The organism is Marivivens niveibacter (assembly GCF_002150005.2).
Lineage (GTDB): Bacteria > Pseudomonadota > Alphaproteobacteria > Rhodobacterales > Rhodobacteraceae > Marivivens > Marivivens niveibacter.
Genome location: NZ_MSPP01000001.1, coordinates 243,209 through 259,836 on the forward strand (window position 1 = coordinate 243,209; position 16,628 = coordinate 259,836).

The window sequence follows — 16,628 nt, forward strand, 5'->3', positions numbered from 1 at the left end:
GTTCACATCTCTCTAACGGCGGCGTGAGCGGGTAGTTTAGTCAATAAGTTGACATGGCGAGTGACGGTTACACGGAAGGGTTAAATATGACAACACATTGGGCTCCTATGGTTGAATTGGTAGAAACCGTTTCCGTTGGTAAATCAAAGGCTTGCGATATCATTGTTGGTGAAACGCCGATTATGCGTCATGTCAAAAATCATATCGAATTGATTGGTCGTTCTGATGCACCGGTTCTGGTTCAGGGTGAAACAGGTACGGGCAAAGAATTGGTTGCCGAAGCGCTGCATGCCGTATCCGGGCGCGACGGTCAGCTGGTTGCTGTGAACTGTGCAGCTATTCCAGCGGACCTTTTGGAGTCCGAACTGTTCGGTCACGAAAAGGGCGCGTTCACTGGTGCTGACAGCCGCAAGATCGGCCGTTTCGAACAGGCACATGGCGGCACGCTGTTTCTGGATGAAATCGGTGATATGCCCGCAGCGCTGCAGGTGAAACTGCTGCGTGTTCTAGAAACCCGCAAGGTCCGGCGCATTGGTTCGATGGAGGAAATCGACGTTGATTTCCGTCTGGTGACTGCAACCCACCGCGATCTGATTTCCGGTACCGAAGTTGATTTCCGCGAAGACCTGTTTTTCCGTGTCGCCGTGTTCCAGCTAGAGCTGCCAGCGTTGTCGCAGCGGACGTCGGATATTCCTTTGATTTTGGAACGGATGCTTCAGGACGTTGTGAAAAAAGACCCAAACATTGCGGTGCCGCATTTTGACCCGACCGCTGTTCGCGCGTTGGCTGCGCACCCATGGCGCGGAAACGTACGTGAATTGCGCAATACGCTGATCCGCGCGACGGTTCTGTTCCCAGGTCAGATGATCAACGGCGAAATGGTCAAGTCGTACCTTCTGAACGCGGCATTACCTGATCTGGCGGATGGCGTACGCGTCACTGATGCGACCCTGCCAGAGGCCCAAGGCCTGCCCGATCCCGAAGATTTCCGTAAACTGGGCGAAGACGCTGCTGATCTGGATGTACGCCGTTACCTGCGTGACATTGAAATCGCACTGATCGAGGCCGCATTGGATCGTACGTCGGGCTGTGTGAGCCGCGCAGCAGACGCGCTGCGCCTGCGTCGCACAACACTGATCGAAAAGATCAAAAAATACGGTCTGCAGCGCGATTAATCAGTCGCTATTCCAGCTTTCCACCATGTTTGTCAGGTAGTTTCCAGTGCTGTTTAGTTCGGAAATTGCCTGCTCCATCGCTGCGAATTTGGCAGTATAGCGCGCCTCTAGAACCGCGGCTTTTTCTTCCAGAATTTCCATTTCGGCATCTTGTTCAGCGACAATACCGTTGAAATACAATTCGCGTGAATCAATGGTGCCGTTGGTTTGCAGGGCTTCGTCCAGAAACAGCTGGATTTTAGAAACCATAGAGCGGCCAAAACCAACGTCAGCTGATTGCGCAGTTGCGGACGATGTCAGTTTGGCGCCGGCCATATTGCCCGTGATCGCGACAAAGCTCATTGTTCCGTCACTCAGCGCCGACGCAAGCAGCGGCGTGCCGTCCAACGTTGCGGTGGCTGTGTCAGGGTCGAATTCAAACCGGTAGGTGCCTGGCATCGTTGAATCGTTGGGGGTGCCGCTGATTTTTACGCCGGGATCATCTGAACGGAATGTGTTTTGGAAAACGGCCTCGAACGCGGCGGGTTTTGTGTCGAACGATTGTTCGAACAGCGGTTTGTTGATGTACAGAGACCCGTTCCGCGAAGTCTGGATGCCTAAATCGGACAGGTAAACGGGTTTGTCTGAATGCCCCGCAATCGGTTCGTTCAGGATTTTCTGAAAATCCGTAATCATGCGCTGAACGGTGCGATCGTTGTATAATTCGCCTGCTTCGCTGTCTTCGGTCGCATAGGCGGTCATGCTTTTCAAATTTGTCAGCGTTTCGTTGACCGAATTTACAAAAGCGTCCAGCACCTCTTGGGCCAAATCAGCGTCGCGGGACACAGATACGGTGGTAGCATATTCTGTCGGGCTATTCAGTGTCAGGGTTAGTCCATCGATGGCATCATCGATTGTGTTGGAGGGGCGGAAAATGGTCACGCCGTCCACTGTCAGCATAGCGTCTGCTGCGGCCTGAACCTGTTTGGTGCCGTTTGTCGTGGTGTTGTCGAAATTTTCCAAACCACCCGCAGCATCCGCGCTGGCAGTCATGCGAATGGCATTTCCTGCGCCTTCTTCGCTGACAACGCCCAAGGTGTATGTGCCGTCACCACGGTCTAGAACGCGGGCTGTCACACCGTCCAACGATGATAGCGCCTGTGCTAGTTCGTCCAGCGTTGCACCTTCGCCGATGGTAATAGAATTCGTTGTTTTGTCGGGATTGACGGCGAATGTCGTTTCATCGGCCCAGACACCGATTTCGATAGTCAATTCGCCGGTGCCAATAACGTCGTCAGGGCTGGTGAAACCGGTAAATTCCAACACCTGACGCTGCGCGATGTTTATCACATCGACAGAAGAGTTTTGTTCCTGAACTGCAGAACGATCCGTCACTTCGACCGAAATACCGCTGTTCGCGCTGGTCGCGGACAAAACGGATGTGCCTGACAAAATGTCAAGCGCGCCATCCAAATCTTCGAACATTGACCGCAACGTGCCATAGGCCGAGATTGAGGTTTCGGCGCTGGTTTTTGCGCGTTCTGCTGAATTCAATTTCGGCGCGATATCCGCTTGTACCAAGCTGGTCGTCAGGTCCGAAATATTCAGGCCCGATCCATTTTTATTCAATGCACTTAGATAATCCACGGCACTCACACCTTACAGTTGTTATCTAACGGAACGACAGGTTTTGCGAATTGTTTACTCGCCACTGTAGTTGATTTCGATTTCGATCCGGCGGTTTTCCTCGCGGCCCGCAGCGGTATTGTTGTCAGCAACGGGTTCGCTTTCGCCCTTTGACACGGCCAGCAGACGAGATGGGTCGATCAGGCCAGAACCGCCAAGTTCGCGAACAACGGAAGAGGCACGGCCTGCAGCAAGGCCCCAGTTGTCGGTGAATTGGCCACCCGACAAAGGCACGTTATCCGTATGGCCCGTCACGGTAATCTGGCTGTCGCCGCCCGCAGCGCCCAAGGCCAATCCCGCCATGATTTCACGGGCCTGAGCTGTTAGATCAGCCGAACCAGACGAAAACGCGCCGCCAGCACCAACGGTGATGAACACTTTGTCGTCTTCGCGCTGAACATCAACCAGACCTTGATCAATCTGTTCTTGTAGCGCGACGCGCATTTTGGCTTCGGCGATTTCTGCACGGCGGTTGGCGGCGGCTTGATCCCCAGATGTTGGACCATCGCCTTGACCACCAATCGCTTCGGCAAGATCGCCCATAACGTCGGATAGGCCAGTGACCTGTACGTCATTACCGGTTGCGCCTGCTTGTTCCATCGCTTGTGCGGCTTGCGCCATTTTTTCAGCAACTTCTTCGATTGGCTCGTCTGCGGTGCCTTCGGGGAATTTAATCGTGACTTGATCGCCTTCCATTTCGACCGTCAGATCGCTGCCCATTTCGTCCAGCGCTTCTTGCATGTCTTCCATCATTTCCTGCTGTTCAGGTGTTGGATCAGGCTGGTCGTTTTCAGAAACCTCTTGGGGTTCGGTGATGTCGGTATCTTCGCGGTCACGATCGGTTGTTTGCTGAGTCATCTCTTGCGTCACCGAAGGTTGCGGCGACGGCGAGAAATTCATTTCGATGATTTGCTGACCTTCTGGGGCTTCCATTACGGGCACCAGGCGTTGCACACCGAATGCTTCGCGCAGGGAGCCGGCGATCATTTTGAAACGTGGCTGGTTAAATTCAGCGAACGACAAAATCAGAACAAAGAATGCCATTAGCAGGGTTGCCATGTCCGCAAAGGTGGCCATCCAAGCGGGCGCACCAACAGGCGGACATTTCGGGCATTCCTGTTCTTCTTCCTCGGGCGGAGGCGGCGGCGGGGGAGGGGGAGCTGGTTTCTTTGCCATGGTTTATGCCGCTGCCGCCGCCATCTTCGCCTGATCTTTTGGCGCAAGGGCGGTCATCATGACGTCCTGAATGTTACGGCTGCTTTCGCCTTTGGCGATGCCGCTCAGGCCTTCGATTACCAGTTCGCGATAGGTGATTTCTTCGGCTGTGTAACCTTCCAGTTTTGTCAGCATCGGCGCAAACAAAACGTTCGCAAGGAACGCACCATAAAGCGTTGTCAAAAGCGCAACCGCCATCGCGGGACCAATCGCTTTTGGGTCAGCCATGTTACCAAGCATCAGAACCAGACCAACCAGCGTGCCGATCATGCCCATTGCAGGGCCAATGTCGATCCAGGCTTTTACAACGCCGTGGTTTGCCTCGTGGCGGGCTTTCATAGCTTTGATTTCTTTTTTCATCGCGGACGACATTTTTTCTTCGTCTGCGCCGTCGACCAGCATTTGCAGGCCTTTTTCAAAAAACTTGTCGGGCACTTCCTGACCTTCTAGGGCCATCATGCCGTCTTTGCGGGCAAGATTCGCCAGTTCGACCATTTTTTCGATCAGGTCTGTTTGGCTTTTGACAGGTGGCAAAAATGCTTTGGACATAGCGCCAAAGCTGCCTAGGAATGTGCCCATCGGCGCAGTGTACATAACAGCGAAAAATGTGCCGCCGAAAACAATCAGGATGGATGGCACGTCAATAAAGGGCGCAAGCCCCCCGCCCGAGATCATAGCCCCGACAATAAATCCAATCGCGCCAATTAGGCCGACGAGTGATGCGATATCCATTGCGTACTCCGCAGTTGTTCAACTGGGGTAACGGCAAGGTTCGTGCCAGTTTAGGAAAAAAATGAAACTGTCGCACAACCCCGAGGAATGGCACGGAAAAAAGAATTAGAAAAATATCACTATATATATGGGGGCGAAAAAACTGGGGTCTGAACCAAAGAAAATTCACATCGATGCTAAACAAATTCCTGAGAGGCCGTTGAGGAGGACAAGCGCTGCACAGCGCACCCCACAAACTGCCCAGTTTTCTAGGAGGCAACGATGACTACAATTAACACCAACATTGGCGCCCTAAACGCACAAGCGAACATGTCGCGCGTTAATGACGAATTCAACACTGCAATGACCCGCCTATCGACCGGTCTGCGCGTTAACGCTGCAAAAGACGACGCAGCGGGTATGGCAATCGGCGAAAAAATGACCGCACAGGTCATGGGTCTGAACCAAGCGATCCGTAACGCATCCGACGGTAAAAACCTGGTGGACACCACTGAAGGTGCACACGTTGAGGTGTCGAACATGCTGCAGCGTCTGCGCGAACTGTCTGTTCAGTCCGCAAACGACACCAACACCGCATCGGACCGTGGCTCGCTGATGGCAGAAGCCAAACAGCTGGTTTCGGAAATCGACCGCGTTGCAGAAACCACCACCTTCAACGGCATGAACATCCTTGACGGTACCTTCAAAGGCAAACAGCTGCAGATCGGCGCTGATGCTGGCACCAACATGGAAATCAACGTTGACTCGGCAAAAGCGACCGACATCGGCGCACACTCTGTAACATCGGAATCCGACATTGCTAACTTCTCGTCGGAAACCGTGACCATCTCGGGCCACCGTGGTTCGGAAAGCGTCACAACCGCTGCGACCGACTCGGCGAAAGATATCGCTGCACGCATCAACGGCGTAACTGCTGGTACCGGCGTATCGGCAACCGCAGAAACCAAAGCTGTTCTGGAAGGTCCAGAAGTTGGTGGTACTGCTGCTGCATCGACCGTTCAGTTCTCGATCAACGGTGTTTCGACCAAAGCAGTTGCTGTTCCTGCAGCAGACCCAGCTGGCGGCGAACGTCTGGCATCGCTGCGTGACGCAATCAACGACCTGTCCTCGCAGACTGGTGTGACCGCTGCGATCAACGACGACGGCAACATCGAACTGACTGACACAGACGGCGACGACATCGCAATCACCGGCTTCTCGTCCTCGACTGCTACTTCGTCGATGACCATCACCACTGGTGACGGCGCAGCGACTGACGATCTGGACGGCACCACCACGTCGGTGACAATGAAAGGTCAGGTAGAGATGTCTTCGACCCAGACTTTCTCGGTCGCGACTGACGCAACTGGTGCAGCTGCAACCGAAACATCGTTCATGGCGGTAGACACCGGTGTTGAACACTTCTCGTCCTCGCTGGACGCAGTGTCGGACATCGACATCACCACCGCTGAAGGTGCAGAGGCAGCGATCAAAGTGATCGACTCGGCTCTGTCGAAGATCTCGGACAGCCGTTCTGATCTGGGTGCGGTTTCCAACCGTCTGGACTCGGTTATCTCGAACCTGACCAACATCTCGACTTCGGTACAAGCTGCTAAGTCGCAGGTTATGGACGCAGACTTCGCTCAGGAATCGACCAACCTGGCCCGCGGCCAGATCCTGAGCCAGGCAGCGACTGCGATGCTGGCACAGGCGAACTCCTCGAAACAGGGTGTCCTGCAGCTGCTACGTGGCTAATAGGTCGTCGGTTTTTCGACAATATACGAAAGTATCTCTGCCGTCTCAGATGGCAGAGATTTTTTGTTTTCAATGGCTTAAAAGGTGTACGTCTTATTTCCGACACGGCGTTTCCGTCATTTTAGGCCTGTCAAATTGATTTTTTTCATTTTCTGCAGAATCGCGGCACCTTGAATGCAAGGAGAACGTGAACCATGCAGCTTTCTACATCTCAAATACTCAGTCAGCGCCAGTCGCTTGTCGTAACCGCCCAGCTTCAGCAGGCGATCCAATTGCTCCAGATGGGCAACCATGATCTGCTGTCGTTTATCGAAGAACAGGCCGAACAAAACCCGTTCGTCGAGGTCAAAGTTCCAGCCCAAGCGCCACTGCCCACCGGTGTTGCCGGCGCGCGAGGCGGGGACGATTGGGATCGTATCGCTGCGTTGGCAGAAGAGGGTCCATCCCTGTACGCCCATGCAACAGCCGAAGTTGACCGTTTGGGCCTATCGCCTGAACACCGCCAAGCTGCCGAAGCGTTTCTGGACGCATTAGAGCCGTCGGGCTGGCTGGGTCAACCGTTGGATCTGATCGCCATGGCTGGCGGCATCGATCTGGACACAGCAGAGGAAATTTTGGCGCAGCTGCATGGCGTCGAACCTGCTGGTCTGTTCGCACGTGATCTGGCCGAATGCCTGCGTTTGCAAGCAATCGAAAACGAAATTTTGACGCCGCTGTTTGATGCGGTCCTGAAAAACCTGCCATTGCTGGCTGCCGCCGATCTAAAAGGTCTGGCACGCGCCTGCGATACAGACATGGACGCCCTGCGCCCAGTTCTGCGCCAACTGCGCAGCTTGAACCCTAAACCCGGTGCGATTTTCGAAGGTTCGACATCGGGCCAACGTCCGCCAGACCTGATCGTGACCAAGGGCGACGACGGCTGGAACGTCGATCTGAACCGTTCGACCCTGCCAACTGTGCATGTTCGCCGCAATGAAACGATCAAACAGTTGCGCACCACCGAAGAAGGGAAAACCTACACCGAGGACCGCATCAACGTGGCGCGTTGGTTGCAGCGAGCGGTCGAACACCGCAACATGACCACGCTAAAGGTCGGTGCCGAGGTCGTAAAACGCCAGTCCGCGTTTTTGGAACATGGCGCATCGCATTTGCGTCCAATGATCCTACGAGAAATTGCAGATGCAATCGGCGTACACGAAAGCACCGTTAGCCGCGTCACAACCGGTATGTTGATCCAGACCCCGCAAGGCACGCTGCCGCTAAAGGCATTCTTTAACGCGGCGTTGGGCAACAAAGGCGACGAATCCAATTCCGCAGCCGCCGTGCGTCACAAAATCAAACAGATGGTCGCAGCCGAAAACCCGAACCGCCCATTGTCTGACGATACTATCGTTAAGATGATGAAAGAGGACGGCATCGATCTGGCGCGCCGTACTGTCGCAAAATACCGCGAGATGCTGAACATCCCATCGTCGGTACAGCGTCGTCGTCAGGCTGTTGTGTCTGGCGCGGCTTAATCCGCGATTTCCAATTCTTCCTCTGAAATCGGCTCTTGGGCGGCGGCATACACAAACCGCCCCCGAGGGTCGATTTTTCCGTATGCAGCATGTGCGCCTGCTTCGGTTGTGGCCGCGACAATCGCGTAGGGCTGCATACCCAGATTGATGCGGTCCAAACGGAACAAGGTTGTTCCTGTGCGCTGAATAATCACGCCACAAGCCACATAAATGAACGGGAATAGGACCCACCAGATTGCAGTGGCGATGGCAATAACAGCTACGATAGCGGCCGTTGGAACCCACAACCGATTTTGTAGCAGCCAGAAAGGCGGACACAGTAGAGCCATCATGCCAACTTCTAACGGTTGGATATCATAGGCACCGTCTGGACCCCGCAGGATTTCCCAATTGCGCATCATGTCTGGATCCGTACGGTCGTCGGTCCAGTTTTGGATGGCGGCGGTCAGCTCCCATTTGCCCAGATCAGGGTGCAGGGCCAAAACAGTGATATCCACCTCGCCACGGCGAAAGGTCAGCGCAACAGGCCGCCCGCCCGCGTGTGTAAACCGTTCGTTTAACGCGGCCGCATTCCCAACAAAGGCTTTGCCATTGATAGCGGCAAGCGTGTCGCCGATTTTCAGGCCGAGCGCCGTGCCTGCGGCCGTTAGTTTACGGCCTGTCAGGCGCAGAGTTTGCGGGGCGTTTGGTGTTTGATCTGTTTCGACGTCTGCCATGTGCGTTTACGGAAAACTATATGGGTTTGGTTCAGGTGCTGCACGGGTCGCCGCAGGGCGCGCCGCCGGACGCGACGTACCAGAGGACGTCGAGGATGACCGCGATGCGTTCGATGATGTGCTGCTAGATTGCGCCGCATTGCGGGTTGCCATCGCGGCGGCGGTTTGGGCTTCGGCCATGGCGACACGTAATTCACCGACCAATGTGGTCAGTTCGTCCATCGTTTCAGGCGGCATACCCGATGCGGATGCCTGCACCATACCTGTTAGCGTGAGTTCCAGGTCAGCAATCGCACCCATGATATCGTCGCGCAAGCTGGTCATCTGATCGGACATTTCATCGTTCATGCCAGATGCCATTTGTGGCTGAAACCCAGCCATTTCGGCGGCATATCCCGCGACATCAGTTGCTACGGTTGCGATCTCAGTCGATAGGCGGTCGCGTACTTCGCGGACCTCTGCGTTGATTTCGCGGACGATTGTGCCTTGTTGGTTGCCTGCTTGAACGACGACCTCTTCCAACGCGGCGGTCTGTGATAGCAGTTCGGCCAACAGTTGCGCCTGAAGTTCGGCGTTTTCGCGCAAGTCGCCCACGGATCGGAAATAGACCAAACCCGACAGGGTCATCGCGACAGCAGCACCTGCAAACGCACCCAGCGATAGGGCGGTCAGTTTTTTGCTGGTCGATTGGACCTTTTCTATGACCTTTTCGTTTTCAGTGCGGATCGCTTGGATGTCGTCGGCGGCATCATCCGCCAGACGGGCAGCGTCCAGTGCCTTGGTCATTGCGTCAGACAAAGCGTCTGTTTCGCTGGTTTCTGGCTCTTCGGCTTTGGTGGCGCGTTTGCCTTTGCGGGTTGTCATGTCAATCTCCGGATATCCTTTGTATCCACTACGGCAAAAACCGTGCCATCCTTAGCGGCGTAACCAGTCAGCGAACTGCTGCAAAGGGAACCGAATGGCCCCAAGCGCTGATAAAAATGCGCAAAGGAACAGCGTAATTTTGGCCAAGGTCGATCCTTGCCAGATCAGCGCCTCGGACGTGATCCAGACGGCCATGCCAGCGTAGACAAAGGTGGAAATCATTTCCCCCGTTGAACGGGTGCGATATTTGCGGTTGGACATCATTCATCATCTCCTTCCAATGGGCGGCCAAATTCGTTGAACCGCAGCTCTTCGGGTAGATCGACCTCTGGCACGTCGTCGGCATAACCGCCGCGATCCAGATGGTAGACATAGCCCAGCAGCGTCGCGACTGCGGTAAACAGGCGTTCATCAATTTCCATGCCAATTTGCGTGGTGAAATACAGCGCACGTGCCAACACAGGGATGCGGACGTTTTGGATGCCCGAACTGGCTGCGATGCGGATGATTTCATGGGCCATATGGCCTTTGCCCGATGCGATAACGACCGGAGCGGACATTTCGCCCGGAACATAGCGTAGCGCCACGGCAAAGTGCGTCGGGTTGGTAACGATCGCGGTGGCTTTGGGTACATCGGCCAGTGCGGCCCGTTCTTTGGCACTGCGGCGCGACATTTCCATTTGTTTCTGACGCATTTTGCCTTTGACCTCGGGGTTGCCGTTGGTTTCTTTGGCTTCGTCTTTGACCTCTTTCAGGGTCATCATCAGGCTTTCGCGCATCGAATACATCTGCCATCCCAGATCCAGCGCACCGATGATCGCCAGAACGACCGTAAGTCCCGCGAGCAAAATGGTCATATCTTGCAAAATGATGGACATGGCGGATCCAGCGTCGGCCGATGCTAGTTTGTCGATCCGCGGCAGCATTCCATACAGCAGACCGAACGCGACAGAGGCAAGGAACGCCACCTTCAGGACACTTTTGACCAATTCAACGACGGATTGTTTGGAAAACATCCGTTTGAACCCTGCAATCGGGTTGATTTTGTCAGGTTTGAAACCCAGCGCTTTGGGGGCAAACTGGATACCGCCAATGCCGGCTTGTAACAGCAAAACAGTTGCGCCGACGGGCAACGCCACGATCAGCGAGGCAGTCAGAAAATGCCGCCATGCTGTGTCCAACTGGACCAACATATAGCTGTCCAAATCGGCGCCGGCAGGCACTGCCAGATAGCTGGCCCAAATGCCGCCGATTGTAGACATGCTGTTTTGCAGAAGGCCGATCATCAGCGTGCCCATGGCAAGGCTGGCAAACACAAACATCTCTTTGGATGTGACGACTTTGCCTTCTTCTCGGGCTTGTTCGCGTTTTCGCGCGGTGGGTTCTTCGGTCTTTTCTTGGCCGTCTTCGTTCTCAGCCATTTGCGGCCTCCGTATAGATGTCGACCAGCATGTTCAGCCCGTCTTGTAGCAGGCGGTCGAATGCATCGGCCGTGCCTGGAACGGTTAGGAACAATAGCACCAGCGTTGCGCTGATAGTGATCGGAAAACCAAAGGAAAATACGTTCAACTGCGGCGCGGATCGGGTAAAGACACCGACCATCATGTTCAGCAGCAATAGGGTCGCCACTACGGGCAACATGATTTTCATGCCCAGCGTGAACATCTGCATTCCGGCGGTCAGGCCGCCCGCTATCAGCGCTGCAGGATTGGGAATGTCGCCAGGTGGCAGGTACAGATAGCTATCCAGAACGATACGAAACGCGACCAGATGGCTGTCTGTTGAGACAAAGATCATCAACAGAAACATACCGAAAATCTGTGCGATAACGGGGACTTGGGCGCCTGCGGATGGGTCCATTTGCGCGGCAAAGCCCAAACCCGCGGTGTTCGCGATACGGTCGCCAGCAAGCGCAGCAGCGGCGAACAGGATTGTTAGGGTCAAACCGCCCGATAATCCGATGATGAGTTCGTTTAGGATCAGGTGAAACGCGGCCAGCTGCGCGATTTCTGCGGCGGGTGGTACGTCAACGCGGCCCATCAGGGGCAAAGTCAAAACCATGGTCGCGACAATGCGGATCGGCAGCGGCACATAACGGCCACCAAATCCCGGTCCAGCCAGCAAAAACGCCCCGATCCGTAAGGACAGGAAAAAGAACTGAGTCATCCAGTCGATGATCAGTGTCAGTTCCAAACCTGGGATGACGGGCGTTTCCATGAGTATCAGTCCATCGACGCGATAGATTCAAAAACGAATGTGAAATAGTCGGACATGGTGGTCAGCATGAACCCTGACGACACCGCCATAGTCAGCATGACGATCACCAATTTGGGTACGAACGACAGTGTCTGTTCGTTGATCGATGTCGCGGCTTGCAGCACACCGATCACCAGACCCACGGCCAAAGCCACGGCTAGAACGGGGCCGCCTGTCATCAGCATATTCCAATAGGCGATGCGCAGGTGTTCGACGTTGGCGTCAAAGTCCATGTTAGCCTCCTAGGCTGTAGGTGGATGCAAGGGATGCGATGGTCAGGGCCCAGCCGTCGACCAAAACAAACAGCAACAGTTTGAATGGCAGCGACACCAGAACAGGCGAAAGCATCATCATACCAAGGCTCATCAGGATCGATGCGATGACAAGGTCGATCACCAGAAACGGTAGGAAAATCAGGAACCCGATCTGAAACGCCGACTTTAGTTCGGACGTCATGTAAGATGGCAGCAATACCGACCATGGCACGTCTTGGGGATCTTCGAACGGGCCAGCGCCGACCATGTCGGAAAACATCAGCAGGTCATTCTGGCGCGTGTTTTCGACCAGAAAACCTTTCATGATATCGCCGCCGATTTGTATCGCGGACTCGGGGTCCAAGGCGCCGTCCAGATAGGGGGAAAGGGCCGCTGTGTACACTTCGGACAGGATCGGGTTCATGATGTAGAACGTCAAAAACAACGCGAGCGCGATCAGAACCTGATTGGGCGGGGTCTGCTGCGTACCCATTGCCTGTCGAAGAATTGACAAAACGATGATGATCCGCGTGAAAGCCGTCATTCCCAGCACCAAAGACGGTAGAACCGTCAGCGCGGTCATTAGGATCAGGATTTGGAATGACAGCGAATATGTGGTGCCATCCGCGCCTTCGGTCAGCGACAGTGCTGGCAGCCCTTGGGGCAGGGCAGGCGACGCGATTAGGATCAGCAAAAGGGCAGGCAGAATGCGTTTCACGCTGCGTCCTCCGGTTTGGTGATTTCGGTTAGGACGGGCGCTACGCCTTTGGATTTTATGACGAAAAATTCGCGATCATCGACGCGCATAATCATGGCGCGGTCTTGCGGGGAAATCGCTGTCACTTCTTGGACGGTGATGCGTTTGCCTGCGCGGACTTTGGCGCCCAAACCCTGACGGTTTACGCGTACAAACACCCACGCAAGCGCGAGCAGTCCTAAAAACAGGACGATTGTCAGTATCTGATCTGGGCGTATGAAATCCATCGGCAGTCCTTTGGGTTGGTCTGCCGATATTCGTGCAAAAGATGTGCCAGTCTGTCCGCTTGCGCGTCAAACGCTTTCGGCACGTTTTTCCGGATCGATGATTTCGCCAACGCGAATGCCGAAACGTTCGCCGACGACCACGACTTCGCCTTTGGCGATCGCGGTGCCATTGACCAGTACATCCAGCGGATCACCCGCCAAACGGTCCAGTTCGATGATCGATCCTTCGGACAATCGCAGCAGGTCGCGGATGGTCAATTCGGTGCGACCGACTTCGACCGTCAGTTTGACTTCGATCGTTTCAAGTAGTTTCAGACTTTCGGCCGTTTCGACCGTTGCTTCATCCGTCATGGGTGCGGCCTTTCTGTAATTTGGTTGGGTCCAGTTTTTTCGTCAGGTGCAGGGCCGATTTGCCGGTCAGTTCGCCTGCTTGGGCTTCGAACAGGGGCATACCTTCGATGCGGACCTGAACGCGGTCATCTAAATGGGTTGGGACGATGTCCCCATCTTTGAGCGACTTGAGCTTGCGCAGCGACATCGTCGGCTCGGCCAACTGGGCGGTAACCTCTAGCGGGATCGACAGGATCGCGCGGGTCAGGCGTTCACGCCAAGATTTGTCATCCGCCACATAGTCCGATTGCATACGGCTGCGCAGTTGGCTGGAAATGGGTTTCAGTGTTTGCAGCGGATACAAAATATCGAAACTGGCCGGTTCCAGATCGGGCAGCTGCACCATGAACGAACAGTTCACGATCATTTCGTCGCCATCCACAAAGGCGGCGAATTGCAAATTCTCTTCGCGGCTAACCAGATTAAAGGTCAACGGCATCAAGTCGCGCCATGCAAGGCGTAGCGCCTGAATGAGGTTATCCGACACGATTTCGATCACCCGCTGTTCGGTCGCGGTGAATTCATTGCGCGATTGTTTCAGCGAACGGATCGCACCACCGTAATAGGCGTCGGTCAGCAGCGAAATGAACGACGGCGGGATGACCAGCAATTGGTTGCCGCGCAGTTCTTCGATGCGGTTGGTCGTCATCGACAGGAATGGGTCCTGGCTGTCGCGATAGTCGTCAAAATTACGGATTTCGGGCGGGAACGATGAAATCCTTGGCTGGAACCGCAGCATCGGCATGAAAACCGAACGAGCAATACGGCAAAAGCGGTCGTTGATCATGCGCAGGGCGTGGAATTCGCCAAGCAGCGATAGGTCATCCGATCCAAATTGATAAGATCGGTAGGATACGCCTTCTTCACCGTCTGGCGCATCCAGATCCATCAGGCCGCCGACAAGAGCGGCGACTTCGTTTGATGAAAGTTTACGCGGTGATTTCACTTGAGTGATCCCTATTGCAAGACGAACGAGGTAAAGAAGACGTCCTCGACACCGCCGAACCCTTCGAGCCCTTCGAGGCGGGCGTTGACGACATTTTTGATAGCCAAGGCCAGTTCATCACGGCCCGCTGCATCGGATACGGTTTCTTCGCTGAAATCGCCCATGATGTTCAGGATGTCAGACCGGATCGCGACCTTGTGGGTTTCGACGTTGGTCATGACCTGTTCGCCGTATTGGGTCGACATACCAATGCCGACCTGCATATAGCGGCGCGATCCCATCAGGTTCGTCGTGAGCGGTTCTTCCATCTGGTAGTAGGAAGTTTCGAACATCGCAGTTTCGGGCAATTCGCGTGGAATGCGTTCAGGCAGGCCGTCGCCTTCGCCCTCTCCTTCGCCTTCGGCGGCTTCGCCTTCGGTTTCGGGTTCAGGGGCAAGCAGCGACAGCGCATTTTGCGCAGGCGACATAGGGTTGGCGAAATAGAACCAACCACCAGCAAAACCAACACCAAGCAGAATGGCGGCAATAACCAGCCGCACGATCAGTTTGATGATCTTGCTGACAATACCCGGTTCTTTTGGTGCGTCTTCGGTTGCGTCGGCCATTTTGGTCCTCAGGCGATCAGATTAACAAGGCTACTAGATAGTTTTACGGTTGGGGCAGGTGCGTCATTACCATCACCCGATTGGCCATTGGCAAAGCCGTGGCCGTTTTGACCCTGACCCTGGCCGCCATTGCCGTCACGGCGCTGGCCAGCGCTGGCATCTTGGCCGGTAAGGGTCAGGCCATTTTTGGACATCATCTCACTTAGCCGCTGTTCGTTTTGGTTGAACAGTTTGGCGGCTTCGGATGTGTCCGTCAAAATCGTGACATGTGCGGCGCCGTCGCGGACTTCCATCCGGATCCGCAAACCACCCAAATTTTCGGGTGTGAGCGCGATATCAATATCGCCGCCGTCTTCGGTAAAGCTGGCTTCGATCTGGTTGGCCAGTTCGTCCATCCACGCTTCTTGGGTGGTGTCGATGGTCGCAGTTTCAGCCTGCGTTTCTGTGGCAGTTTCGCTCGTTAGCCCGGTTTGCTCGATAGGTTGGCCCGATGCGTCAACGTTTTGCGGTTGAGCGGGCTGCGCGGCCTGCACTTTGGTCGCTTCGGCCAGCATATTTTCAAACTTTGCCGTCGGCATTGTCGTGTCTGTCATGGCCGCGCCAGTGTGGGATGGACGCAGTGCAGCACGACGTTTTGCAGGCGTCACATCAATCGCGTCGCTGCTGTCGCTGTCCGAAACGGTTTCGGAATCTGAATTAGTTTGCGATGCAGGACCAATCGTTGGTTGGGGGTTCTCAGATGGAGTTGATTGGGCCTGCATCGCGCCCATAGGCGTTTTTGCCACACCCGAAGGTGCCGCAGAACGCCCTGCAACCGGTTTCGACGCTGTGCCAGATGTCTGGGACGCTGTTGCCTCTGCTTGCGCATTGGCGGCGACAATCTGGGCTGGTTGCTGTTGGGATTCGATAATTTGTTTTGGTTGGACGGCTTGCATTTCGGCAGCGTCGGTTGTTGCGATCTGGTCTGTCGCAGCATCGCTGTTTTCTAGATCGGTGATTTCGGTGGTGCCATCCGCACTCAGAGCCGTCGCGGCTGCTGCCGCAGCAACGGGTGTAGCCACAATCGCGGCTGGGATCATGGTCGCGGGGCCGTCCGTAGCGTCGGTTGTTTCCGCGCCTGTGTCGGCAATATCCAGTTCTGCACCTGGAATAACCTGCGGTTTGTCGGTGGACTGCGCGACGATTTTGACTGGCAGATTCACATTGGCCGCTGTGCGATTGAATAATGCGGGATCAATGTCTGCCTCGGCCTCTTGGGATTCCAAAAGAGCCAGAATTTCGGGCATGTCGGTCGGCAACGCTTCACCGTCCGCCGAAGGCGATCCATCGGCCAAATCAAATTCTGTCAGGCCGTCACCCAGTGTAGGCATTCCCAACAGATCGGCGGATTCACCAGTTTCACCGACAGGGGCGACTGTCGCCATAAGGCGATCAAAAAGGGCTGTTTGGCTGTTCGTTTTGCCAGCTTTGCCCGATGTTGCGGGAACAAGGCTGTTTGATTTTGAGTCAGCTATGTTGATCGGTTCCATGGTAAGCCTTTTTTCAATCGCTTCGGAGCATTGATTGCAAAGTCTG

At 54.9% G+C, this 16,628-nt stretch carries 18 protein-coding genes; 3 read left to right on the top strand and 15 right to left on the bottom strand.

Going from position 1 to position 16,628, the window contains the following annotated elements; genetic code table 11:
* The first annotated feature begins 86 nt into the window (after positions 1 to 86).
* Positions 87 to 1,175 carry a sigma-54 interaction domain-containing protein gene (locus tag BVC71_RS01235; protein ID WP_086450629.1) on the top strand — a complete coding sequence of 363 codons (1,089 nt, stop codon included), beginning with the start codon at positions 87 to 89 and terminating at the stop codon, positions 1,173 to 1,175.
* Here BVC71_RS01235 and fliD read toward each other — a convergent pair whose 3' ends face one another.
* The 3 genes from fliD to BVC71_RS01250 are packed head-to-tail and all read right to left on the bottom strand — an operon-like array spanning position 1,176 to position 4,787.
* Entirely contained in the window at positions 1,176 to 2,801 is a 1,626-nt protein-coding gene (gene fliD / locus BVC71_RS01240; protein WP_165767697.1) for a flagellar filament capping protein FliD, read from the bottom strand.
* Positions 2,802 to 2,855: 54 nt separating this feature from the next.
* Positions 2,856 to 4,016: an OmpA family protein gene (locus BVC71_RS01245; protein ID WP_086449820.1), complete on the bottom strand. Its 1,161-nt coding sequence runs from the start codon at positions 4,014 to 4,016 to the stop codon at positions 2,856 to 2,858.
* Between the two features lie 3 nt (positions 4,017 to 4,019).
* Positions 4,020 to 4,787, bottom strand: coding sequence for a motility protein A (locus BVC71_RS01250; RefSeq protein WP_086449821.1), 768 nt, complete (start codon positions 4,785 to 4,787; stop codon positions 4,020 to 4,022).
* Between the two features lie 261 nt (positions 4,788 to 5,048).
* Between BVC71_RS01250 and BVC71_RS01255 the strand changes: the two genes are divergently transcribed.
* Positions 5,049 to 6,521: a flagellin N-terminal helical domain-containing protein gene (locus tag BVC71_RS01255; RefSeq protein WP_086449822.1), complete on the top strand. Its 1,473-nt coding sequence runs from the start codon at positions 5,049 to 5,051 to the stop codon at positions 6,519 to 6,521.
* Between the two features lie 194 nt (positions 6,522 to 6,715).
* Positions 6,716 to 8,038: an RNA polymerase factor sigma-54 gene (gene rpoN, locus BVC71_RS01260; RefSeq protein ID WP_086449823.1), complete on the top strand. Its 1,323-nt coding sequence runs from the start codon at positions 6,716 to 6,718 to the stop codon at positions 8,036 to 8,038.
* Here the strand turns inward: rpoN and BVC71_RS01265 are convergent.
* The 12 genes from BVC71_RS01265 to BVC71_RS01320 form a co-directional block, all read right to left on the bottom strand.
* The gene (locus tag BVC71_RS01265; protein WP_086449824.1) at positions 8,035 to 8,754 is read right to left on the bottom strand and encodes a hypothetical protein; all 720 of its coding nucleotides are present in this window, start codon (positions 8,752 to 8,754) and stop codon (positions 8,035 to 8,037) included. The genes rpoN and BVC71_RS01265 overlap by 4 nt on opposite strands.
* Before the next feature lie 6 nt (positions 8,755 to 8,760).
* Positions 8,761 to 9,618, bottom strand: a complete 858-nt coding sequence (locus BVC71_RS01270; protein ID WP_086449825.1) for a hypothetical protein — start codon at positions 9,616 to 9,618, stop codon at positions 8,761 to 8,763.
* Positions 9,619 to 9,669: 51 nt separating this feature from the next.
* Entirely contained in the window at positions 9,670 to 9,882 is a 213-nt protein-coding gene (locus BVC71_RS01275) for a hypothetical protein (RefSeq protein ID WP_086449826.1), read from the bottom strand.
* On the bottom strand, positions 9,879 to 11,039 hold the full coding sequence (locus BVC71_RS01280; protein ID WP_086449827.1) for an EscU/YscU/HrcU family type III secretion system export apparatus switch protein: 1,161 nt from the start codon (positions 11,037 to 11,039) through the stop codon (positions 9,879 to 9,881). Before BVC71_RS01280 ends, BVC71_RS01275 begins: the two co-directional genes overlap by 4 nt.
* Positions 11,032 to 11,835 (bottom strand): flagellar biosynthetic protein FliR, encoded by an 804-nt coding sequence (gene fliR, locus BVC71_RS01285; RefSeq protein ID WP_086449828.1) that lies wholly within the window; start codon positions 11,833 to 11,835, stop codon positions 11,032 to 11,034. The genes BVC71_RS01280 and fliR overlap by 8 nt, the downstream gene beginning before the upstream one ends.
* A gap of 5 nt (positions 11,836 to 11,840) precedes the next feature.
* A complete protein-coding gene (gene fliQ / locus BVC71_RS01290; RefSeq protein ID WP_086449829.1) occupies positions 11,841 to 12,107 on the bottom strand; it encodes a flagellar biosynthesis protein FliQ in 267 nt (88 codons plus the stop codon).
* A gap of 1 nt (position 12,108) precedes the next feature.
* The gene (gene fliP, locus BVC71_RS01295; RefSeq protein WP_086449830.1) at positions 12,109 to 12,846 is read right to left on the bottom strand and encodes a flagellar type III secretion system pore protein FliP; all 738 of its coding nucleotides are present in this window, start codon (positions 12,844 to 12,846) and stop codon (positions 12,109 to 12,111) included.
* Positions 12,843 to 13,112: a hypothetical protein gene (locus tag BVC71_RS01300; protein ID WP_086449831.1), complete on the bottom strand. Its 270-nt coding sequence runs from the start codon at positions 13,110 to 13,112 to the stop codon at positions 12,843 to 12,845. Before BVC71_RS01300 ends, fliP begins: the two co-directional genes overlap by 4 nt.
* A 66-nt stretch (positions 13,113 to 13,178) precedes the next feature.
* Positions 13,179 to 13,463, bottom strand: a complete 285-nt coding sequence (fliN, locus tag BVC71_RS01305) for a flagellar motor switch protein FliN (protein WP_086449832.1) — start codon at positions 13,461 to 13,463, stop codon at positions 13,179 to 13,181.
* Positions 13,453 to 14,448, bottom strand: coding sequence for a flagellar motor switch protein FliM (fliM, locus tag BVC71_RS01310; RefSeq protein WP_086449833.1), 996 nt, complete (start codon positions 14,446 to 14,448; stop codon positions 13,453 to 13,455). Before fliM ends, fliN begins: the two co-directional genes overlap by 11 nt.
* A gap of 11 nt (positions 14,449 to 14,459) precedes the next feature.
* Complete coding sequence (locus tag BVC71_RS01315; protein WP_086449834.1) at positions 14,460 to 15,053, bottom strand: flagellar basal body-associated FliL family protein; 594 nt, start codon at positions 15,051 to 15,053, stop codon at positions 14,460 to 14,462.
* A gap of 8 nt (positions 15,054 to 15,061) precedes the next feature.
* Entirely contained in the window at positions 15,062 to 16,582 is a 1,521-nt protein-coding gene (locus tag BVC71_RS01320; RefSeq protein WP_165767698.1) for a flagellar hook-length control protein FliK, read from the bottom strand.
* Between the last annotated feature and the right edge of the window lie 46 nt (positions 16,583 to 16,628).